This window comes from Streptomyces sp. NPDC091292, assembly GCF_044757265.1.
Lineage (GTDB): Bacteria > Actinomycetota > Actinomycetes > Streptomycetales > Streptomycetaceae > Streptomyces.
In genome coordinates this window covers 54875-75871 of record NZ_JBIVUQ010000034.1, presented here as the reverse complement: position 1 = coordinate 75871, position 20997 = coordinate 54875, and the positions used below count along the sequence as shown (strand labels likewise).

Annotated in this window: 18 protein-coding genes; 13 read left to right on the top strand and 5 right to left on the bottom strand. The window is 69.4% G+C overall.

Features of this window, described 5'->3' with window-relative positions:
• A partial coding sequence (locus ACIQNU_RS42130; RefSeq protein WP_401377533.1) for an NlpC/P60 family protein occupies positions 1–1544 on the bottom strand: 1544 nt, incomplete at its 3' end.
• A gap of 417 nt (positions 1545–1961) precedes the next feature.
• Here ACIQNU_RS42130 and ACIQNU_RS42125 point away from each other — a divergent pair.
• Both ACIQNU_RS42125 and ACIQNU_RS42120 read left to right on the top strand, forming a co-directional pair.
• Positions 1962–2729 (top strand): SDR family NAD(P)-dependent oxidoreductase, encoded by a 768-nt coding sequence (locus tag ACIQNU_RS42125; protein ID WP_401377531.1) that lies wholly within the window; start codon positions 1962–1964, stop codon positions 2727–2729.
• Positions 2730–2775: 46 nt separating this feature from the next.
• Positions 2776–3939 (top strand): thiolase family protein, encoded by a 1164-nt coding sequence (locus ACIQNU_RS42120; protein WP_401377528.1) that lies wholly within the window; start codon positions 2776–2778, stop codon positions 3937–3939.
• Here ACIQNU_RS42120 and ACIQNU_RS42115 read toward each other — a convergent pair.
• Positions 3920–4690: an enoyl-CoA hydratase-related protein gene (locus ACIQNU_RS42115; RefSeq protein ID WP_401377525.1), complete on the bottom strand. Its 771-nt coding sequence runs from the start codon at positions 4688–4690 to the stop codon at positions 3920–3922. The genes ACIQNU_RS42120 and ACIQNU_RS42115 overlap by 20 nt on opposite strands.
• A 45-nt stretch (positions 4691–4735) precedes the next feature.
• On the opposite strand from ACIQNU_RS42115, the gene ACIQNU_RS42110 reads away from it, so the two are divergent.
• The 6 genes from ACIQNU_RS42110 to ACIQNU_RS42085 all read left to right on the top strand — a co-directional run bounded on the left by ACIQNU_RS42110 (position 4736) and on the right by ACIQNU_RS42085 (position 11139).
• Positions 4736–5914, top strand: coding sequence for a CaiB/BaiF CoA transferase family protein (locus tag ACIQNU_RS42110; RefSeq protein ID WP_401377522.1), 1179 nt, complete (start codon positions 4736–4738; stop codon positions 5912–5914).
• Entirely contained in the window at positions 5911–6465 is a 555-nt protein-coding gene (locus ACIQNU_RS42105; RefSeq protein WP_401377520.1) for a DoxX family protein, read from the top strand. Before ACIQNU_RS42110 ends, ACIQNU_RS42105 begins: the two co-directional genes overlap by 4 nt.
• A gap of 33 nt (positions 6466–6498) precedes the next feature.
• A complete protein-coding gene (locus ACIQNU_RS42100) occupies positions 6499–7689 on the top strand; it encodes an amidohydrolase family protein (RefSeq protein ID WP_401377517.1) in 1191 nt (396 codons plus the stop codon).
• A 102-nt stretch (positions 7690–7791) separates the two neighbouring features.
• Complete coding sequence (locus ACIQNU_RS42095) at positions 7792–8538, top strand: GntR family transcriptional regulator (protein ID WP_401377514.1); 747 nt, start codon at positions 7792–7794, stop codon at positions 8536–8538.
• A 109-nt stretch (positions 8539–8647) separates the two neighbouring features.
• Positions 8648–10279, top strand: coding sequence for an AMP-binding protein (locus tag ACIQNU_RS42090; RefSeq protein ID WP_401377512.1), 1632 nt, complete (start codon positions 8648–8650; stop codon positions 10277–10279).
• A 17-nt stretch (positions 10280–10296) separates the two neighbouring features.
• A complete protein-coding gene (locus ACIQNU_RS42085) occupies positions 10297–11139 on the top strand; it encodes an enoyl-CoA hydratase/isomerase family protein (protein WP_401377510.1) in 843 nt (280 codons plus the stop codon).
• Between the two features lie 25 nt (positions 11140–11164).
• On the opposite strand, the gene ACIQNU_RS42080 is transcribed toward ACIQNU_RS42085, so the two are convergent.
• Positions 11165–11395 (bottom strand): ferredoxin, encoded by a 231-nt coding sequence (locus ACIQNU_RS42080; RefSeq protein WP_401377508.1) that lies wholly within the window; start codon positions 11393–11395, stop codon positions 11165–11167.
• 44 nt (positions 11396–11439) lie between these two features.
• Complete coding sequence (locus ACIQNU_RS42075) at positions 11440–12672, bottom strand: CaiB/BaiF CoA transferase family protein (RefSeq protein WP_401377505.1); 1233 nt, start codon at positions 12670–12672, stop codon at positions 11440–11442.
• Between the two features lie 57 nt (positions 12673–12729).
• Here ACIQNU_RS42075 and ACIQNU_RS42070 point away from each other — a divergent pair, with 57 nt between their 5' ends.
• Positions 12730–14100, top strand: coding sequence for an OB-fold domain-containing protein (locus ACIQNU_RS42070; protein ID WP_401377504.1), 1371 nt, complete (start codon positions 12730–12732; stop codon positions 14098–14100).
• Between the two features lies 1 nt (position 14101).
• Positions 14102–15292 (top strand): acetyl-CoA acetyltransferase, encoded by a 1191-nt coding sequence (locus ACIQNU_RS42065; protein ID WP_401377501.1) that lies wholly within the window; start codon positions 14102–14104, stop codon positions 15290–15292.
• A gap of 22 nt (positions 15293–15314) precedes the next feature.
• Here ACIQNU_RS42065 and ACIQNU_RS42060 read toward each other — a convergent pair whose 3' ends face one another.
• Complete coding sequence (locus ACIQNU_RS42060) at positions 15315–16043, bottom strand: hypothetical protein (protein WP_401377498.1); 729 nt, start codon at positions 16041–16043, stop codon at positions 15315–15317.
• A gap of 152 nt (positions 16044–16195) precedes the next feature.
• On the opposite strand from ACIQNU_RS42060, the gene ACIQNU_RS42055 reads away from it, so the two are divergent.
• The 3 genes from ACIQNU_RS42055 to ACIQNU_RS42045 all read left to right on the top strand — a co-directional run bounded on the left by ACIQNU_RS42055 (position 16196) and on the right by ACIQNU_RS42045 (position 20952).
• A complete protein-coding gene (locus tag ACIQNU_RS42055; protein WP_401377495.1) occupies positions 16196–17479 on the top strand; it encodes an ABC transporter substrate-binding protein in 1284 nt (427 codons plus the stop codon).
• A gap of 61 nt (positions 17480–17540) precedes the next feature.
• Complete coding sequence (locus ACIQNU_RS42050) at positions 17541–20225, top strand: ATP-binding cassette domain-containing protein (protein WP_401377492.1); 2685 nt, start codon at positions 17541–17543, stop codon at positions 20223–20225.
• On the top strand, positions 20212–20952 hold the full coding sequence (locus tag ACIQNU_RS42045) for an ABC transporter ATP-binding protein (RefSeq protein WP_401377489.1): 741 nt from the start codon (positions 20212–20214) through the stop codon (positions 20950–20952). The genes ACIQNU_RS42050 and ACIQNU_RS42045 overlap by 14 nt, the downstream gene beginning before the upstream one ends.
• The last annotated feature ends 45 nt before the right edge of the window (positions 20953–20997 follow it).

The window sequence follows — 20997 nt, the reverse complement described above, 5'->3', positions numbered from 1 at the left end:
TCTACCCAGAGCTCCCCGAAAGCGCCCCCGCACTCCCCAACACCACGAACAAGCCGACCAGCTGATCGGCTACACCACGACAAGGGACACGATCCGCCGACGTGGTCGATTTCTTCGTTGTCGGTGGTGTCGGCGTCGAAGAACAGCAGGTCGCCGGGTTGGAGTTGGGGGGTGGCGGGTGGTTCGCCGGTGGCTTGTGCGAGGGTGACGCCGGGTGCGTGGAGGGACTGGTCGTGGGAGCGGCGGGGCAGCGCGGTCCGGGCGGGGTCGTCACCGGCGGCGAGGGGGATGCCGTTGTGGTGGCCGTAGACCATCCGGACGTATCCGGAGCAGTCCAGGTTTTTGTGCCAGATGTCGCTGGGGGCGGGGCTTGTGCCGCCGACGGGGAAGGTCCAGGGCAGGCCCATGTATTCGTGGAAGTCGGCGCCTTCGCGTCGGGTGCCGTCGGCCGCTGTCGGCCCGTAGCCGGCCTCCCCGAGAACCCGCGCACCGCCGAGCGCGGCAGCCGTGACCTTCGGGGCGCCCGTGACGAACATGAAGGCGTGGGCGAGGACGTCCGGTGCGGTTGATCCTGCCCAGCTGCGTATGGTCTGTTCGAGGGCGGTGGTCCATGTGCCGTCGAAGGGTTGGGGCAGTACGCGTATCCAGTCCCGGTGGGTGACGGCCGGGGGCTGGGCCCAGCTTGCGGCGCGGACGCAGAAGCGTGTGACGCGCAGTTGTACGGGGAGGTTGGTGCTGCCGGCGGACGCGAGCGCGCGCAGGCCCACGCGGCCCTGGCGGAAGACGGCGTCGGTCGCCTCGGCCGTCCATGCGGTGGGCTCGGTTGCGGCTGTCTGCCAGGCGCGTGCCTGGACGCGGTCTCCGGTGCGCTGGACGCGGATCGACCACGAGGCGGTGCCGGAGGAGTTGGGGAGTGCGGCGGCGGGGGTCAGCAGGGTGGTCGTGTCGGCCTGTTCGCGTTCGATCCGCAGTTCCGTCGTGCCGCCGGGGTTGAGGACGAGCCGGGCCCGGCAGTGGTTTTTGGTGTCCTGGTAGCCGAAGGACACGGCGAACGACAGGGCCGCGCCTGCGGGGGCCCGGTCGAAGGAGGCGTCCGCGCGGATGTCGGCGTCCGTGATCATGTCGTCGCGGAGTGTGGCGTGGCGGCTGAGGTTCGCGCTGCTCAGGACGATCGTCCCGGCCCCGGGCTGGACGGTGTAGTCGGTGTCGGCGCCGTTGACGGTCGACCAGGAGCCGCCGGCGGGTGAGGTGCCCCAGTCGGCGGGTCTGTCCCGGTCGAAGAGGTCGGTGAACGGTTTCTTGTTCTCCGTGAACGTCCGCTCCGGGCCTGCCAGGCGTACGGTACGTGCCCCCGTGGTCAGCAGAGCCACCTCGGTGTCGCCGTCCCGTACGGAGAGCCCGCCAGGTGTGCCGGACAGCGGAACGGCGGTCAGCGTGCCGAGGCTCAAGGAGGCGTACACGGAGGCGTCGTTGACGGCGACGGAGACGCCGGTGGCGGAGCCGGCCGCCGTCCCGGCGGGGGTCGCGGCGGCGGCAGGGGCCACGCCGGGAGTACGCGCGTATGAGAGGGATTTGGGTCCGACGAGCGGGAGGGCCACGGCGGCGCCGAGGGAAGCGACGAGGCCGCGGCGCGAGGGACGGTAAGGGCCCGAAGAGGGGGCGGAGTTCGACATGAGGTCCATGATCACATCAACGGGCAGGACCAACAGCCCGGGACCGTCCGGGGCTTCGTCGGCTTCCTCCGCCAGGACTGGGACGCCGTACTCCCAGGCATGTCCTATCAGCCCCCCGCTGCCCGCGCCCTCGACCTGCCCGACTGGTTCGGGCGGAACTGCCCCAGGAGGTGGCCCAGGAGGTGGGGTGGGCCAGGAGGTGGGCCCAAGGCAAAGTGAGTCAAATATGATATACAAAATGCGACAGTCCGAGGCTGCTCAGCCGGCCCCGGCGGGAGGGGTGTGCCCATGGATGTCGTCAGGAAGGTCGTCGTGGTGGCGGGCGGGGGGTCGGGCATGGGCCGGGCAACCGCGCAGACGCTGGCCGGACATGGTGCCGTGGTGGCGATACTCGACCTGCCGTCCGGCGCGGGCGAGAAGGTAGCCGTCGCGCTGGGTGGCGGCGCCACATTCCACCCCTGCGACATCACGGATGCCGAGAGCGCGGAGGCCGCTCTGACAGCAGTGGTCGACACCCACGGCTCGCTGCACGTAGCGGTCAATACCGCAGGCGGCGGCGTCAGCAGGCGCACCATCAGCAAGGACGGACCGATGCCGCTCGCGGACTTCCGGCGGCTGGTCGAACTCAATCTTGTCGCCACCTTCAACCTCAACCGTCTGCAGGCATGGCACATGAGCAAGAACGAGCCCGACGAGGGCGGCGAGCGCGGCGTCATCGTCAACACGTCCTCCATCGCGGCCTTCGAGGGCCAGATCGGACAAGTCGCGTATTCGGCGGCCAAGGCGGGGATCGCAGGGATGAGTCTGACGATGGCGCGCGATCTCGGCGGCCTGGGGATCCGGGTCATGACCATCGCACCGAGCCTGTTCGCGACCGGTCTGCTCAAGGGCGCCTCGCCGGAGGTCATCGCCACGCTCACCAAGGACGCGGCCTTCCCCAAGCGGGCCGGGCTCCCCGAGGAATTCGCCTGGCTCGCGGAGGCCATCGTGCGCAATCCCATGCTCAACGGGCAGACGATCCGGCTCGACGGGGGCCAGAGGTTCGCCCCGAGGTGACGAGGAACCGGCGGCGGATCGCTCTGATACGAGGAGGAGTTGCCCCATGGCCGAAGCGTTGATCGTCTCGGCTGCCCGTACACCGATAGGGCGGTCCTACAAGGGAACTCTGCGCGATGTCGATGCCTTCCGGCTCGCGCGCACGGCGGTCACCGCGGCCGTCGAACGCTCAGGGCTTCCCGTGGCGGACATCGACGACTTGGTGCTCGCCGAATCCTTGCAGGGCGGCGGCGTCATCGGGCGGTACGTGGCGCTGGAGGCCGGTATGGGCGCTGTGCCGGGGATCGCCGTCAACCGCCACTGCGCCGGCGGACTTTCGGCCGTGCAGGTGGCCGCGGCCTCGATCAGGTCCGGCATGGACCATGTCGTCGTCGCCGGCGGAACAGAGAGCCTCAGTACGATGCCGCGCGTACTGAAGTCCGTACCGCCATCGGCGGGGGAGCCGGTCCCATGGATGTCGCCGACACACCCCGAGACGCCTCGCGCACCGGCGGCGGACATGTCGGTGACCGTGGGTGAGAACACCGCGCGGCTCGCCGGGATCAGCCGGAAGGAGGCGGACTCGTGGGCGCTCGCGTCGCATGTCCGCGCCGCGGCATCCATCGCGGCAGGGCACTTCACCCAGGAGATCACACCGGTGCCGCTGCCGGACGGGAGCACGTTCAGCATCGACGAGCATCCACGAGCGGGCACCACGCGGGAGCGGCTCGCTGAACTGCCCGTGCTCCATCCGGAGATGGACGGTGCGATCGTCACCGCGGGGAACTCCGCCGGGCTGAACGACGCAGCCGCCGCACTGGTCGTGACCTCCGACAGCTACGCCGCCGCACACGGGATCGCCCCCCTTGGCCGTGTCGTCGCCTGGGCGTCGGTGGGCGTCGAGCCGGAGCGCACCGGCCTGGCGCCGACGCTCGCGATCCCGAGGGCGCTGGAGCGGGCCGGGCTCGAACTGGGCGACATCGATCTCTTCGAGATCAATGAAGCGTTCACCACGGTGGCTGCGGCGTCGAGCAGGATCCTCGGTATCGAGGAGACACGGCTCAACGTGAACGGGAGCGGCTGCGGCCTCGGCCATCCCATCGCCGCAACCGGGGCGCGCATGCTCGTCACAATGCTCGGCGAACTGCGCCGCAGGGACGCGACGTTCGGGTGCCTGTCGATGTGCGCGGGCGGCGGGCTCGGGTCCGCCCTCATCGTCGAGCTTCGGTGATCCGGGCCCGTACGCGGGCGAGCGCCTCCGTGAACTCCGGCTGGTCCATGGACCATTCCTGAGCGTCGAGTTCGAGCGCGAACGCCGCGTCCGGGTCGTTCAGCGTCAGACTGCGGTGCAAGGTCTCCTTCGTCCGTCGTACGAGACGGGCGGGCCGTGCCGCCGCCCGCCGGGCCAGCGCCATGGCGGTCCGGTCCAGGTCGCTCTCGTCGACGCAGCGCCAGGCGAGTCCGCGCTCGACGGCTTCCTGGCCGGTCAGGACATCACCGCACAGGACCATCGCGGCGGCCCCCTGTGCGCCGACGCGGGAGGCCAGGCGGAAGAGATGGCCGCCGCCCGGATGGATACCGACGTCGAGGAAGCGCGGGTCGAAGCGGGCCCGCGGTGTGGCGATGACGAGGTCGCAGGCCAGCGGGAGGTTGACCCCCGCGCCGATGGCGGGCCCGGCCACGGCGGCGACCGTCGGAACGGGGGCGCCGGCCAACGCGGTCAAGCCCGCGAACATCTCGGGAAGCGGGTCGGTGCGGGCGAGCAGAGCGTCCAGCGAGCCGCCGGCGCAGAAGACCGGGGGCGCGGCGCCCAGTACGAGCGCTCTCGCGCCGTCGTCCAGGGCGGCTCCGACAGCGTGCGCGAGGTCATCGCTCAACTGCCGTGACAGAGCGTTGCGATGATCCGGATCGGCCAGGGTGAGCACGGCCACACCGTCGGTCAGTCGTGACTCGACGAGGACATCGGGGTCGGGCTTCGACATGGGGTACCCCTTCCGTAAGTTGAATAGATATTATATACAAGATGCATGCAGCCATTGGCCGGGATTCTGGTCGTCGCCCTTGAGCAGGCCGTCGCCGCACCCCTGTGTACACGCCACCTGGGCGACTTGGGCGCACGCGTCGTCAAGGTGGAGAGCCCGGGCGGCGGTGACTTCGCCCGCGACTACGACGACGTGGTGCACGGCCTGTCGGCCCACTTCACCTGGGCGAACAGGAACAAGGAGTCCGTGGTGCTCGACCTCAAACAGCCCGCCGGACGAGACGTTTTGGATCGTCTCATCGCGCGGGCCGATGTCGTCGTGCAGAACCTCGCACCGGGTGCGGCGGCCCGACTCGGCTTCGGATCGCAGGAGTTGAGGGCGCGCAGGCCGGAGCTCATCGCCGTCGACATCTCCGGCTACGGACGTGGTGGCCCGTACGCCCACGCGCGCGCCTACGACCTGCTCGTTCAGTCGGAGGCCGGTTCGTGTGCCATCACCGGGACCGCGCAGGCCCCGGCCAAGCCGGGGATTCCGCTCGCCGACATCGGGGCGGGCATGTACGCGTTCGCCAGCGTGCTCACCGCGCTCTACGCGCGGCAGCGGACCGGTGAGGGTGCCACGATCTCCGTCGGACTCTTCGACGCCGTCGCCGAGTGGATGGGATTCGCGCTCAACCTGGCCCGCTACGGCGGAGTGGACGTGGAGCCGAACGGCGTGAGCTCTCCCATGGTCGCGCCCTACGGCGCCTATGGGACAGCCGACGGGCAGACGCTCGTACTCGGCACCACCAACGATTCCGAGTGGCGCCGGCTCGCCACGAAGGTACTCGGCCGCCCCGATCTGGCAGATGATCCTCGGTACGCGACGAACAGTGCGCGAGTGGCGGGGCGCGCCGAGCTGGACGAGGTCATCGGGGAGTGGGCAGGGCGCCACACCCTCGCCGGCTGCCGGGCTCAGGCCGAGAACGCGGGCCTCGGGCACGCGCGGCTCAACTCCCCGACCGAGGTGCTCGACCACCCCCAACTCACCCAGCGGAACAGATGGCGGCAAGTCGCCTCGCCCGCAGGCCCCGTCAGCGTCCTGATGCCGCCGCCGGAGACCGATGCCTGGACGTGGCGCCTCGATGCCGTGCCGGGTCTCGGGGAGCACACCGACGGAGTGCTCAAGGAACTGGGCTACACCTCGGAGGAGATCGAGGCGCTGACCGAAGGGCCCGCGAAGTGAACAACACGGACATGGCCGGCCTCCTCCTCCGCCTGGTTCTCGGCGGCACGATGATCGCCCACGGCTGGAACCACGCGTTCGGCGGCGGACGCCTTCCCGGTACGGCGCGCTGGTTCGAGTCCATCGGCATCCGGCCCGGCAGGCTGCACGCGCTGCTCGCGACGGTGACCGAACTCGGTGCGGGCCTCCTGCTCGTCGCCGGACTGCTGAACGCGCCCGCCGCCGGAGCGGTGATCGGCACCATGACTGTCGCCCTCGTCGCCAACCACCTGCGCAACGGCTTCTTCATCTTCCGTCCCGGCGAAGGCTGCGAGTACGTCCTGATGATCATCGTCGTGTCGTCGGCGCTGGCCGCCCTCGGCCCGGGCCGGCTCTCCGTCGACCACCTGATCGGCTTCGGCCTCGACGGTTGGACAGGGTGTGCCACCGCCGTCGCCATCGGCGGAGTCGGCGCGGCCGGGCTGCTCGCGGCCTGCTGGCGGCGGCCGGAATCCCCGAACCGCGAAAACCCGGACGGCAAGACCGCCGCCCCTCAGCTCCAGCCCGAGTAGCGACCGTTCGCCCCAAGATTCCAAGGAGCATCGATGGAGATCCCGAAGCTGATCGATGTGGACGCCCATGTGGTCGAGCCACCGGCCCTGTGGAGCAGCCGGCTTCCCGCTCGGCGCAAGGAGAGCGGGCCGCGCATCGTGCACGCACCGGGCGGCGAGGTCCGGCTGGTCGACGGAAAGTACGTGGAGAAGCCCGGCACCGAGGGGCCCGACGTGGCCTGGTGGGTGTACGAGGACACCTGGACCCAGATCAAGCGGTACGTGGCAGCGGCGGGCGTGCCCGCGGACGAGGTCACCAACGAAGGCGTCACCTTTGAGGACATGCGCCCCGGCTGCTGGATACCGTCCGAGCGCATCGCGGACATGGAGCTCAACGGGGTCGAGGCACAGATGTGCTTCCCCAACTACCCACGCTTCTGCGGGCAGATCTTCCTCTGGGGCAAGGACCGCGACCTCGCGGTGGAATCCGTGCAGGCGTACAACGACTGGATGGTCGAGGAGTGGTGTGGTGCGAGCGGCGGCCGGCTCATCCCGCTGTGCCTCATCCCCCTGTGGGACGTGGACCTCGCCGTCGCCGAGCTGCGCCGCAACGCGGCCCGCGGCGTTCGGGCCGTCGCGTTCAGCGAGCTGCCTGCCTACCTGGGCCTGCCCAGCCTGCACTCGCGGTACTGGGACCCGTTCTTCGCGACCTGCGAGGAGACGGGAACGGTGCTCTCCATGCACATCGGCTCGGGCACCAAGACCCCGCAGACCTCGCAGGACGCCCCCGGAGCGGTGGGCGCGACCATCATCTTCGGCAACAGCGTCGCCAGCATGACGGACTTCCTCTTCTCGGGCGTCCTGCACCGATTCCCCAAGCTCAAGCTGCTGTACGCCGAGGCACAGATCGGCTGGGTGCCGTATCTCCTCGAACGAGTCGACGACGTGTGGGAGACACACCGCGGCTGGGCACAGGGACAGGACCAGTGCCCCGAACCGCCCTCCACGTACTACTACCGGCAGATCACGAGCTGCTTCTTCAAGGACAACGTGGGTGTCGAACTGCTCGACCGGGTCGGCCTCGACAACGTGACCTTCGAGACGGACTATCCGCACCAGGACGGCACCTGGCCGCGCTCACGCGAGGCCGCCGCCGAGCAGTTCGGACACCTCGAAGACAAGGCGGTCCGCCAGATCGCCCGAGGCAACGCGATCAAGCTGCTCGGCCTCGATCTTCCGGCCTGAACGGGGCTCCGGTCCTGACCTGCATGTTTGATATTTGAGGTAATCTGCAATCAGCCAACTGCAGCACTCATCGATCGACTGCAGGACTACGAGTACGAGGACGTGACGGTCATCAGCAAGGTCCAGGAGTCCGCCGCCCTGCCGGCGAATGACGAGCACAGGGCGCTGCCGGGAGCGAACCTGCCCAGACTCAGCAGCGGCGAGCAAGTGCGCCTCTACGTAAGGCGGTTGGTGTTCGACGGCTATCTGAAGGCCGGCCAGAAGGTTCCGCAGGACGCGATCGCCGAGGCCCTCGGGGTGTCCCGTATCCCGGTCCGTGAGGCGCTCATCGTCCTGGAGCGCGAGGGCTGGGTCACGATGATCCCGCACCGCGGCGCCTTCGTGAACGCCCTCGACGAAAACTCCGTGCGCGACCACTACGAGCTATACGGGATGTTCTACGGGTTCGCGGTACGCCGTGCCGTCGAGCGCCAGGGCGCCGGTCTCGCACAGCGCCTGAAGCCGATCCAGGAGCAGATCCACAAGGAGAAGGACGCGGGCAGCCTGCATGAACTGACCCTGTCGTTCCACCGCGCGGTCATCGAGGCGGCGCAGTCGCCACGGCTCAAGACGGTGGTCCGGCAGATGACCGACATCGTGCCCGGCAACTTCTTCGAACTGGTCCCCGGGGCCGATGCCCTGGAGCGCGACGGTACCGCGGCCATCGTGGCCGCCATCGAGCGCGGCTACTCGGAGATCGCCGAGCGCGAGTACGGAACCATGCTGCAGCGCCAGGGCGACCTGGTAGTCGGCCTCTTCCGTACGAAGGGCCTGCTGGACGCGGAATCCGCCGAGGAATCAGGCTCCTGATCGATCCACCATGCCGAGCGCCGGGCGGGCGTCGTACAGAACCGCCCCGCGTCGTGACGTACCTGAAGGTTGAATACTTTATGCGCTAGGGGGCGGTATGGCGGACTGGGTGAATGACGATCAGTACAGCCTTGTCGATCTGCTGGATCGACGCCTGTCCGCCGATCCGGACAGGTCGTTCCTCGACCTGTGCGGCGCGCCGTACTCCGCCGCCGACATCGACCGCGAGGCGGAGCGCATCGCGATCGGCTTCGCGGAGCTGGGTGTGGGCCGAGGGTCCACGGTGGCCACCATCCTGGAGAACGGCCCCGAAGCCGTGATCGCATGGTTCGCCATCCATCGCCTCGGAGCGATCGCGGTTCCGGTCAACACGGGGCTGAAGGGCGCGTTGCTGCGGCACCAACTGCACGACGCCTCCTCGTCCGTGGTCGTGGTGCACGCGGATCTCGTGGACCGGTCGCTCGCCGTCGTCGACACCCTGGAAGCCGTGCGCCACCTGGTGATCGTCGACGAGCACGCACGGCCGCTGCCCGAGGTGCCGCGTATCACCGCGCACGCCTGGGACGACCTGCGGAAGGCTTCCGGCAGCCGGCCACCGGTACGCGTACGGCCCTCGGATCTCGGGACGATCGTCTATACGGGCGGCACGACGGGCCCGTCCAAAGGCTGCGCCCTCAGCCACCAGTACCACCTGTCGATCGCCCGCCAGATCATCGACTCATGGGGCCGCACCCCCGAGGACGTCGTGTGGAGCCCGCTCCCGCTCTTCCACTTCAACGCCATCTCCTGCCTGCTCACCGGCACGCTGCTCAGCGGTGGACGCGCCGCGCTCTCCCGGAGATTCTCCGTCTCGGGCTTCTGGCCGGAGATCAACCGGACCGGAGCCACGATCGCGTCCATGCTCGGCTCCCTGGCCGTACTCGTCGCGAAGGCCGACGACCACCCTGGCGCGAAGAACTCGGGAAAGGCCGGCGCGAACACGACCCTGCGCCTGGTCACCGGTGCGCCGATGCCACCTGAGATCGACGACCTCTTCCGGCTCAGGTTCGGTGCGACCACGTTCAGCAACGCCTACGGAACCACCGAGGCGTCCCTCATCTCATGGCTGCCGACAGGCAATCCGGGCAAGCCGGGCTCGGCGGGACTCGTCAACACCGACGCCTTCATCGTCGACATCTTCGACGACGACGACCGTTCCGTCCCTGTCGGCACCGAAGGGGAGATCGTCTGCCGGCCGCGCAAGCCGCACGCGATGTTCGAGGGCTACTGGAAGCGCCCGGAGGCCACCGTCCAGGCATGGCGCAACCTGTGGTTCCACACCGGTGACATCGGACGCGTCGACGCGGACGGCTACCTGTACTTCGTGGACCGCAAGGCCGACTACATGCGGCGGCGCGGAGAGAACATCTCCAGTTGGGAGATAGAGAAGGTGTTCCACGAACACCCCGCGGTACGCGACGCCTGCGTCCACGCCGTCGCGAGCGCCGTATCCGAGGACGACGTCAAGGTCACCGTCGTACTCAAGGATCTCGGTGAGGGCGAGCGGCTGACCGAAGAGGCCCTGTGCCGCTGGTCCATCGACCAGCTCCCGTACTACGCCGTACCGCGCTATTTCGAGTTCCGCGACGCCCTCCCGCTGAGCGCGACAGGTCGCTCCGCCAAGCACGTACTGCGGGCGGAAGGCGTCACGGAGGCCACCTGGGACCGCGAAGCCGCCGGCGTCACCTTCGAGCGCCGCTGAGAAGCGAGGAGCCACCGATGACGAACAACGACGCCAGGCGGGCCGAAGGCAATCCGACGGTCGGCCTGGCGGGAGACGATCTCGGGACCCCTTATCTCCGCTTGACACGCGAAGGACCGCTCGCCTGGTGCGTCGTCGATCGCCCCGATTCCCGCAACGCGCTCACCAGCGCCATGTACTTCGGTATCCGCCGAGCCGTCGACGTGGTCAACCGCGATGATTCCCTCGCCGCCCTGATCATCACCGGGACGGGCGACATCTTCATGCCCGGCGGAGAACTCCGCGGCAAGGAACCCGACCGCTGGCTGGACTTCCCCGACCTGCTCGGCATGGACTCCACACCGTTCGAGGCCATCCGACGCTCCCCGAAGCCTGTCGTCTCGGCCGTGAACGGCAAGGCGCAGGGCGGCGGTCTGCTGATCGCCATGCTGTCCGACGTCGCGGTGGTGGGGGAGAGTGTGACGGTGCGCGCGCCCGAGCTGCTGCGCGGAATCGCGGACACGGGTTACGCGGCGTACCTGCCGGCCCAGATCGGTATCGCCCGCGCCCGCGACATGCTTCTCACCGGGCGCGAGGTGAGCGCGCACGAGGCGGCGAGCTGGGGCATGTTCAGCCGCGTCGTACCTGACGACAAGGTGCGTGATGCGGCACGCGAGGTGGCCATCGGCATCTGCCGCACGGCACCGCGGGCCCGGCTCCAGGTGAAACGCGTCATCAACGACGGTTACGGCATGGTCGACCGTACGACGATGGACGCCTTCCTCTACTCGGACGAGATGCGGGAGGGATCCCGCGCGTTCGCCGAGAAGCGCGAACCGGACTGGGTCCCGGAGGCGTTTCGGACGGGGCGCCGCCTCTGACGGGTGCGGACCGGCGAGGTCCGCGCTACTCCTCGGGAGCGAGGATCTCGCCCGTCTCGCCGTCGCGCACCAGTATCGCCTGGACCGGGCAGGAGTCCGCGGCGTCCAGGACCGCCTCGTCGGGGGACACGACGGTCTCGACGGCCCGGGCGCGCCGGTCGATCAGAGTGAAGTGCTCCGCGGCCAGGGCCGCACATCCGCCGGTGCCGAGACAGGCCGCCCGGTTGACTTCGATGTTCCACATCGGCTTGGTCACCTTCACCTTTCTGGGGACCGACGGCAGTGCCGAAGGGGCGGCGCTCAGGCGATGACCTGTGCGCCGCGGAGTTCCGCGAGCTGGTCCGGGGAGAGGCCGAGTTCCTCGGCCAGTACCTCGTCGGTGTGTTCGCCGAGCCAGGGCGGGCGCACCGCGCCGGCCTCGGGCACGTCGGCGAGCTTCACCGGATTTCCCGGTACGAGGACGGGCTGCGCGATTCCGTCGGTGCGGGGAAGCCGCACGAGCATGTTCCGTGCCCGGACGTGTGGGTCGTTCGCGACCTGCTCGTCCGCCAGACAGGGGCCCGCAGCGATGCCGTGGCCGGCGAGGAGTGCGCTGGCTTCGACGGCGGTGCGGTCCGCCGCCCATGACTCGATCGCCGGGCGGAGGACGTCGTCGAGATGGGTCACCCAGCCGTCGCGGGTGGCGAGTCGGGAATCGTTCACCCACTCGGGGCGGCCGATGAGTTCGGCGAGCTTGGCGAAGTGCGGCTCGCGGCCCACCTGGAGGACGAACCAGCCGTCCCTGGCACGGAAACCGTGCATGATCAGCGGCCCGAGTTCGCCGTGCCGCAGGCCCATCGACCAGAAGTTCGTGACGATGTCCGTCATCGCGATCACGGCATCGAACATGGCGATGTCGACGTACTGGCCGTGACCAGTTGTCTCGCGGTGGCGCAGTGCGGTGAGGATTCCGATGGTGGCGAAGAGAGCGGCGCCGATGTCGCCGAGCGCGCCGACCGGGGCGATCGTGGGCGGCTCGCCGGGTGCGCGCTTCATCTCGTAGATGCCGGACATCGCTTCGACTACGGGCGCGTACGCGGGCCAGTCGCGGTACGGGGTGGGGGTGGAGTTGCCGAAACCGGACACCGAGACGTACACGCCGCGAGGGTGGACCCGCCGGATGTCGTCGTAGCCGAGGCCGAGTCGGGCCAGCACTCCGGGCCGCGAATTCTCCGCGATCACATCGAAGCGGGGAGCGAGGCGCAGCACCAGATCGAGACCCCTCGGGTCCTTGAGGTCGATGCAGACGCTGCGCTTGCCGAAGTTGTTGCGCAGAAAGGTGGCGCCCACGCTGTGACCGTGCGGGTCGGTCATGGCGGGGCGCGACGCGCGCCCGGAATCACCACCGCGCGGTGGTTCGACTTTGACCACGTCGGCGCCCAGTCGGCCGAGGAGCTGTGTGGCGTACGGGAGGGCCTGCATCTGCTCCAGGGCGAGAATCCGAACGCCTGACAGCGGACCGCTCGGCGGCGGGGTCGGTGGGCTCGAAGGCATGAGTCAAGTCATAGCGCAGGTTAGATATTTTATACAAGATGCGGTTAGCCTGAGCCCATGCGAGGAATCCTGGGTTGGGGCGCCTACGTCCCCTTCGGACGCCTGGCCCGGTGCGAGATCGCACCGGCGCTCTCGGGCACGCGCTCAGTCGCCGGCTACGACGAAGACGCGACGACGATGGGGGTGGCGGCGGCGCGCCTGGCGCTGCGCCATACCCCTGCTGAACCTGCCACACTGTGGTTCTCCACCGCCGACCCGCCCTATCTCGACCGCACCAACGCGACGGCCGTACACGCGGCCCTGCGGCTGGGGCGGACCTGCGCCGCGTACGACGCCGTCGGCTCCGTGCGGTCCGCGGTGGGGACCCTGCGGGCGGCCCTGAACTCGGCCGAGCCGACCCTCGTGGTCGCATCCGACCTGCGAACCGGCCTCCCCGGCGGCCCGGACGAGGCGACCGGCGGCGACGCGGCAGCCGCCCTGCTCATCGGGGCCGACAGCGACGGACCGGTGCTGGCCGAACTGGTGGCGACGGCCTCGGTCACCGCCGAGTTCCTGGACCGCTGGCGGATTCCCGGGGAGCCCGCCTCCCGGCTGTGGGAGGAGAGGTTCGGTGAGACCGTCTACACCGACCTGGGGCGGGAGGTGCTCAAGTCGGCTTTGGCGGAGGCCGGGTCGGCGCCCGGGGACGTCGGCGCCCTGGTCGTGTCCGGTCTGCACGGGCGAGCCGCGAAGGCGGTCGCCGCCCGGTCGGGTGTCCCGGCCGAGGCCGTGATCGACCGTCTCGACGGACGTATGGGCAATCCCGGCGCGGCCCAGCCCGCGCTGCTGCTGGCCACCGCACTGGAGCAGGCGGCGCCCGGCCAGGTGATCGTGCTCGTCTCGCTCGCCGACGGGGCCGACGCCTTCGTATGGCGTACGACCCCCGCACTGCGTGATCATCCGCGGCCGGTACCCCTTGAGCGGCAGCTCGTACACAGCAGCGCCGTGCCGTATCGGACCTTCCTCACCTGGCGCGGGATGCTGACCCCCGAACCACCCCGCAGACCGGAGCCGGCGCGTGCTTCCGCATCGGCGGTGCTGCGCAACCACGACTGGAAGTTCGGCTTCGTCGGGTCCGCCGACGAGGACGGGACCGTCAGCCTCCCGCCCTCGCCCCTGGACACGGCCGCGGTCGCCATGGCCGATCGCATCGGGACGATCGTGACGTACACCGTCGACCGTCTCGCCTACTCACCGAGTCCGCCCGTGGTCTTCGCGGTCGTCGACTTCGACGGCGGCGGACGCCTCCCGGTGGAGCTCACCGATGTCGACATCGACGAACTGGCCATCGGCGGACGCGTCGAGATGACCTTCCGCCGCCTGCACACCGCCGACGGCGTGCACAACTACTTCTGGAAGGCGCGGCCCGTCCGCGAGAAGGGCGTCTGACATGGGGTCGAACGGAATCACCGACCGCGTCGCGATCGTCGGCATGGGCTGCACGCGCTTCGGCGAGCGCTGGGACATGGGCTTCGACGATCTCCTGATCGAAGCCGCGCGGGAGGCGTTCACGTCTGCCGGGATCGGCAAGGCCGACGTGGACGCGTACTGGCTCGGCACGGTCCAGTCGGGGATGAGCGGGCTGGCCCTCTCGCGCCCGCTGCGTCTCGACAACAGGCCCGTCACCCGAGTGGAGAACTACTGCGCCACCGGATCCGAAGCGCTCAGGCAGGCGGCCTACGCCGTCGCGAGCGGCGCGTACGACGTCGCGGTCGCGATCGGCGGCGAGAAGGTCAAGGACTCCGGATACCAGGGCCTCAACGCCTTCCCGATACCAGGGGACGGCACGGCGCGCCCGCTCACGGCGGCCGCGATGTACTCGATGATCGTCCCCGCCTACGCGGCCCGCTACGGCGTCGACGAGGACGAGTTGCGGAAGGCATTGGCCCGTATCGCGTCCAAGAACCATGCCAACGGCGCCCGCAACCCCCGGGCGCAGTTCCGCAAGGAGATGTCCGTGGAGCGGCTGTGCGCGATGCCCGCGGTCGCCGGACGGCTGTCCGTGCTCGACTGCGCCGGCGTTGCCGACGGCGCGGCGGCGGCGGTTGTCGTGCGGGCCGAGGACGCGCACCGGTACACGGACAGACCACTGCTCATCAAGGCGCTGTCGTTCGTCTCGGGGGACGGGCGAGGTCTAATGGACACCGACTACGACTACACGACGTTTCCGGAGGTGGTGGCCGCGGCACGGGAGGCGTACCGGCAGGCGGGCATCACCGATCCGCTGACCGAGCTGGCCATGGCGGAAGTCCATGACTGCTTCACGCCGGCCGAGCTCGTGCTGCTCGAAGACCTCGGGTTCGCCGAGCGCGGCACCGCCCATCAGCGCGTCATGGACGGTGCCTTCGACCTCGACGGCGAGTTGCCGGTGAACCCCGACGGAGGTCTGAAGTCCTTCGGGCACCCCGTCGGGGCTTCCGGCCTGCGGATGGTGTTCGAGGCGTGGCTGCAACTGCGGGGCGAGGCACCCGTCGAGCGGAGGATCGCCACGTATGGGAAGCGATCCGTCGCTCTCACGCACAACCTGGGCGGATACCCCGGGGAGATGGTGAGCTTCGTCGGCGTGTTCGGGACGGCCTGACCGTCCCGAAGCCGGTCAGTCGTCAGTCGGTCCAGTCGACGCGGTCCGTACGGGTCGGCTGGCGTCCCGTACGCGTCGGGGACAGGGGCGCGTCGGCGAGCAGGATCCGCTGCCTGGACCTGACGAACACCTCGGTGGTGGGCAGCAGTTCACGGCCCCGGGCCGCGTCCGACTCGGCGCCGGCCCAGGCCCCCCACGAGGGGATGGCCCACAGCAGTACACACTCGTCCCGGTTGCGCATCGCCGTGGTCCAGGCGCCGATGAGCCGCCAGCGGTGGTTGGCTCCGATCTTCTCCGCGTCCTCCCATGCCGCGTCCAGAAGGCGCTGTGCGCCGCCGGGACTTGTCGTGATGATCTCGTGTGCGTAGGCGACTCCCTGGTGCCCGCCGCCGCTCACCAACTCCTCGACGGTCGGCATCTTTGGATGCGGTACGAGGATGCGGTCGAAGCCCCCGGACCGCATCTCGGCCGCCGTCGCCCACCACTTGGCCAGCGCCGGATCCTGCAGATCCCGATGGCCGAGTTCGTGCCGGAAGGACTCGGCGAGCCCGTCGAAGCCGTCCTCCTCCCAGATGTTGACGACCTGCGGCCAGCTTCCCGTCGAACCCACCACGCCCCAGATGCCGTAGCAGAGCTGAGAGCGCTCCTCCTGGGCGAGCGGGCTCCAGTTGGCGGCCATGTGCTGCATGTACCGGGCCCTGTTGTGGCCGACGACATTGATGAACTCGTGGATATAGACCTTGGTGTTCACCCTGAGCACCCCTCCGTGCCTGCACTGCTCCTGTGGCTGCGATCGTCCGTATCTTATATATTGTTTTCTTTATTGACACCCAGATGGTGCCTTCATACGCTCGCCGCTGAGCGCGATTCGCGCATTCACCCGAGAAGAAGCGGGAGCGTCGCATGCACGGTTACAAGCGCGCCAGGGCCAGATCATGGCTGGTAGGTGCCGTGGCGCTGATGATGCTGACGGCGGCGTGCGCCGCGGAGAGCGGCGGGTCCGATGATCCTGACGGGTCCGGCGCGACCGGAGGCACCGTCCTCGGCGACACCATCAAGATCGGCGGTCTTGTCACCAAGACCAGCTCTGTCGGATACAACTCCACCGCGGCGGAGATCGGTGCGAAGGCGCGTTTCGATCGGGCCAATGCCGAAGGCGGAGTGAACGGCAGGAAGATCGACTTCATCGGCGCCGAGGACGACGGCATGGTCCCCGCCACGGGCGAGGCAGCGGTGAAGAAACTGGTGCAGCGCGACAAGGTGTTCGCCATCGTGCCCTGGGTCGCACCCACGGCACGATCCGCCGAGGTGCCCGAGGCCGCCGGCGTCACGAGGTTCGGCTGGGGGACCAACGACTCGTGGTGCGGCTCGGAGATCTCGTTCCCCTTCTCGGGCTGTCTGGTACCGAAGGACACGACGTCCGAGGAGACGCTGTGGAATCGCGGATACGTGGCCCACGTACTCGCCAAGGAGCTGGGCAGCACCGACGGAATGGCCAAGGGGCAGAAGGTCTGGATCCAGGGCTTCGACAACAGCGAGAGCAAGCGCGGCGTAGAGGTGTACAACCAGGTCTTCAAGGCATCGGGCTTCGACGTCGCGGGCACGTCGTCGTCGATCCCGGTCGCGGCGCCCCCGTCCGACTGGCTCCCGTACATCAACAAGATCATGAAGTCGGCCGACGGCGGTCCGCCCGACGTGGTGTTCTCGGTGATGTCGGGCAAGACGAACCTCGGGATGTACGGTGCGCTGCGGCAGGCAGGCTTCCAAGGCGTACTGGCCGACGCCTCAAGCTACGACCCCGCCCTTGTCGCCAGCGCGCAGGGCGCTCAGGTCCTGGAGGGTGTCTACACCTCGGTAGGGTTCGCTCCCTTCGAGTCGGGCACCGCCGAGGTCCAGCAGTTCATGGCCGACGTGCGGAAGACCGACCCCAAGCACGTGTTCACACAGAACACGGCGATGGGCTACTGGTCGGCCGACATCTTCCTGACGGCCCTGGAGAACGCGGGCAAGGACGTCACCGCCGCCTCCTTCCTCGCCTCGGCGCAGAAGCTGACCTATGACAACCCGGGCCTCGGCAAGCTCACGTTTCCGGCGAACAAGACGGAGCCGGGCTCGTGTGCCGCACTCGTGCAGGTGAAGGGCGGCAAGTACACCGTCGCTCAGCCCCTGACGTGTTTCGACCGCTGATTTCCGCCGCCCGCCGGTCCTGTCTGGCCGGCGGGCCTGAAGCTCGCTCAGGAGACCTGCGATGACGGAGCTTGTCGGGTATCTGCTCAGCGGCCTCGTGACCGGCGCCGTCTTCGCCGTCATGGCGTCCGGGCTGACCCTGTCGTACGCCGCGACCGGGGTGCTCAACTTCGCCCACGGAGCTGTCGGGTTCTGCAGTGCGCTGCTCTTCTTTCAGTTCACGGCGGCGGGTTGGCCGGTCTGGCTCGCGGCCGTGATCACCGTCTGTGTGGTCGCGCCGCTGCTCGGATACCTGCTGCACCGCCTCATGTTCGCCGGACTCGCCAGGTCGGGGGAGACGGCGCAGATCGTCGCCACGATCGGGCTGAGCATCGCCCTGCCGGCCCTGGGGATATGGATCATCGATCTGCTGATCTCCGCCGGAGCGGACATCCCCACTCTGCTGGAGGGCATGAACGCGCGCGGTATCGGCCCCACCCCGGTGGAGACCTGGCATCCGTTCTCCTGGCTCACGCTCGACTCCGACCAGGTGACGACCTTTGTGTTCGCCGGTCTCGCGGCCGTGGTGCTGTGGCTCGCGCTGCGGCACACCCGGCTCGGTCTGCGGATGCGGGCCACGGTGGACCGTCGCACGCTGGCCACGCTGCGGGGTATCGACGCCGACGCGGCCTCCGCGCAGGCATGGATGCTGAGTTCCGCGCTGGGTGCCCTCGCCGGAGTCCTCGCGCTGCCCGCCCTCGGTGTGGACTCGGCGGCCTTCACGGTACTGATGTTCGCCTCGGCCACGGCTGCCGTGTTCGGGCGGCTGCAGTCGATCCCCGTCACCTTCGCGGCCGGCCTCGCCCTCGGTGTGGTGCAGAACTTGTTCGCGGGCTACGCCGACTTCGCCGATGAGATCACCGGACTGCGCACCGCGATACCGGCGATCCTGCTGCTGATCGGCCTGCTCGTCCTCAACAGGTCGCGTGAGCGCGTGGCGGGATCGATCGCGGAGGACCCGCCGCCGCCCGACTACCTCGCCGACATCCCGCGGATACGCCGGGTGCTTCCCTGGACCGCGGGCGTCGCCGGTCTGCTGCTGTGGACCTTCACACTCGGCGACCGCTACTGGACGGGACTGGTCGCCCAAGGGCTCGTACTCGGCCTGATCTTCTGCTCCTTCGTCGTGGTCACCGGAATCGGTGGCATGATCAACTTGGCGCAGGCGTCCTTCGCCGCGCTGGCGGCCCTCACCGTCGGCTACGCCATGCACAGCGGCGTCCCCTACGCACTCGCTCTCGTGCTCGGTGTCCTGGCGGCGGTCGCCGCGGGACTGCTCGTGGCCATGCCTTCCCTGAGGCTGGGCGGGAAGGTCCTCGCGCTGGCGACCTTCGCGCTCGCCCTGCTCGCGGACCAGGTGTTCTTCCAGATCAACTCCTTCAGCAACGGCACCGCAGGCTGGCAACTGCCGCCCCTCGCCCTGGGCTTCGCCGACACCGGCGATCCCAGGGTCCAGATCGTTGTGCTGCTCGCCCTGATCGGCCTGGTGATGCTGGCGGTCCGCAACCTGGAGCGGTCGAGTTCGGGCCGGGCCATTCTCGCCGTGCGCTCCGCGCCGACGGCCGCGCTGTCGGCAGGTATCTCGGCCACCCGGGCCAAGCTCACGCTGTTCGCCGTGTCGTCCGCGATTGCCGGGCTCGGCGGCGTCCTCTACGGCACGGTCGCCGGACAGATCACCGTGACGGACCTCCCGGCCATGTCGGGGTTCGTCTGGCTGGCCGTCGTGGTGCTCCAAGGGGTACGGCGGATCGGCGGCGCCGTGCTCGCGGGTCTGATGGTCGCGCTGTTCCCCGAGCTGCTCGGGGTGTTCACCGACTCGACCCATCTGGGTTCGGTGCTCTTCGGGCTCGGTGGCGTCCTGCTGGCCAAACACCCCGACGGTGTGCTCGCCCAGTTCGCCGAGCGCCGCTACGAGCGGCGCAAACGCGAGCGCAAGGAGGAGACGGTCGTCGCCGATCCCCTACCCGGGCAGAAGGCCGCGGACGAGTCGGCGACACGGCTGCGGCTTGAGTCGATCGTGGCCGGCTACGGCGACACCACCGTGCTGCGCGGCGTCGACCTCGCCGTACCGGCGGGCTCCGTCGTGGCACTGCTCGGTGCGAACGGCGCCGGAAAGACGACACTGTGCGCCACCGCGTCCGGTTCACTGCGACCACGCGGCGGAAGAGTGCTGCTGGACGGCCAGGACATCACCGCCTGGCCCGCGCACCGCCGGGCGCGCGCCGGGGTGTTCCTGGCCCCCGAAGGCAGAGGCGTCTTCCCCGCGTTGACGGTCGAGGAGAATCTCACGGTCAGCCTGCCACGCGAGTCGGACCGGCAGTCGGTGTACGAGCGCCTTCCGGTCCTGGACGAGCGACGACGTATTCCCGCGGGGACGCTGTCCGGGGGCGAGCAGCAGATCCTGGCGCTCGCTCCCCTCCTGGTCCACCCGCCGAAGGTCCTGATCGCGGACGAGCCGTCCCTCGGTCTCGCGCCGCTCGTCGTGGAGCAGATCTTCCGGCTCTTCGGAGAACTCAGGGACAAGGGCGTCGCCGTCGTCGTCGTGGAGGAGAGGGCCACCGAGGTGCTCGGCCTGGCCGACACCGTCGCGTTCATGAGCCTGGGGCGGGTGACGTGGCTGGGGCCGCGGTCCGATGTCGACGAAGAGCGCCTTGCCACGGCCTACTTGGGACTTGAGGGAAAGGAGCTGACCGGTGATCAGTATTGACGATGTCAGCGTCCGCTTCGGCGGCGTCCACGCCCTGACGGATATCGGGCTCACCATCGGCGAGGGCGGGATCTGCGGACTGATCGGTCCCAACGGTGCCGGAAAGACCACCCTGTTCGACGTGGTGAGCGGACTGCGCCGGCCGACCACCGGATCGGTGTGTATAGGCGGCGTGGATGTCACGGGCACCGGCGCACTGCACCGCTCCCGCCTCGGCGTCCGCCGTACCTTCCAACGTCCCCAGGTATTCGGCCGGTTGACGGTGCTCGACAACGTCCTCGCCGCGCTCGAATGGCACGGCGGACGCGGTGGACTCGCGGCCGACCTGGTCGGCTGGCGCCCCCGTCGCCGACTGGCGGACGAACGGCGCGCCCGCGCCGAGGAGGCGCTGCGCCGCTGCGGTATCGAGGAGTTCGCGGGCGTCTACGCCGCAGACCTGCCGATCGGCCGGCGCCGGATGGTCGAGCTGGCCCGCGCCATTGTCGACGACCCCGCCGTACTCCTGCTCGACGAACCCACCTCGGGCCTGGACGACGACCAGCGCGCGCTGTTCGCCGAGGTGGTCCGCCCGCTCGACACGACCATCCTGCTGGTGGAGCACGATGTGCCGTTCGTGATGAGCCTGTCCCGGCGGGTGGTGGTGCTGAACCTGGGCAAGGTCATCGCCGACGGCCGTCCCGACGAGGTTCGTGCGGATCCCGCGGTCAGAGCCGCATACCTGGGCTGACCGGCCGGCTGCCGGGCCCCCGCGAGAAGGGGCGGGCCGTCCGCG

Coding starts and splice junctions, on each gene's coding strand:
- ACIQNU_RS42125 (WP_401377531.1), top strand. CDS start 1,962: ATGGATGTCGTCAGGAAGGTCGTCGTGGTGGCGGGCGGGGGGTCGGGC.
- ACIQNU_RS42120 (WP_401377528.1), top strand. CDS start 2,776: ATGGCCGAAGCGTTGATCGTCTCGGCTGCCCGTACACCGATAGGGCGG.
- ACIQNU_RS42115 (WP_401377525.1), bottom strand. CDS start 4,690: ATGTCGAAGCCCGACCCCGATGTCCTCGTCGAGTCACGACTGACCGAC.
- ACIQNU_RS42110 (WP_401377522.1), top strand. CDS start 4,736: ATGCAGCCATTGGCCGGGATTCTGGTCGTCGCCCTTGAGCAGGCCGTC.
- ACIQNU_RS42100 (WP_401377517.1), top strand. CDS start 6,499: ATGGAGATCCCGAAGCTGATCGATGTGGACGCCCATGTGGTCGAGCCA.
- ACIQNU_RS42085 (WP_401377510.1), top strand. CDS start 10,297: ATGACGAACAACGACGCCAGGCGGGCCGAAGGCAATCCGACGGTCGGC.
- ACIQNU_RS42075 (WP_401377505.1), bottom strand. CDS start 12,672: ATGCCTTCGAGCCCACCGACCCCGCCGCCGAGCGGTCCGCTGTCAGGC.
- ACIQNU_RS42070 (WP_401377504.1), top strand. CDS start 12,730: ATGCGAGGAATCCTGGGTTGGGGCGCCTACGTCCCCTTCGGACGCCTG.
- ACIQNU_RS42065 (WP_401377501.1), top strand. CDS start 14,102: ATGGGGTCGAACGGAATCACCGACCGCGTCGCGATCGTCGGCATGGGC.
- ACIQNU_RS42055 (WP_401377495.1), top strand. CDS start 16,196: ATGCACGGTTACAAGCGCGCCAGGGCCAGATCATGGCTGGTAGGTGCC.
- ACIQNU_RS42050 (WP_401377492.1), top strand. CDS start 17,541: ATGACGGAGCTTGTCGGGTATCTGCTCAGCGGCCTCGTGACCGGCGCC.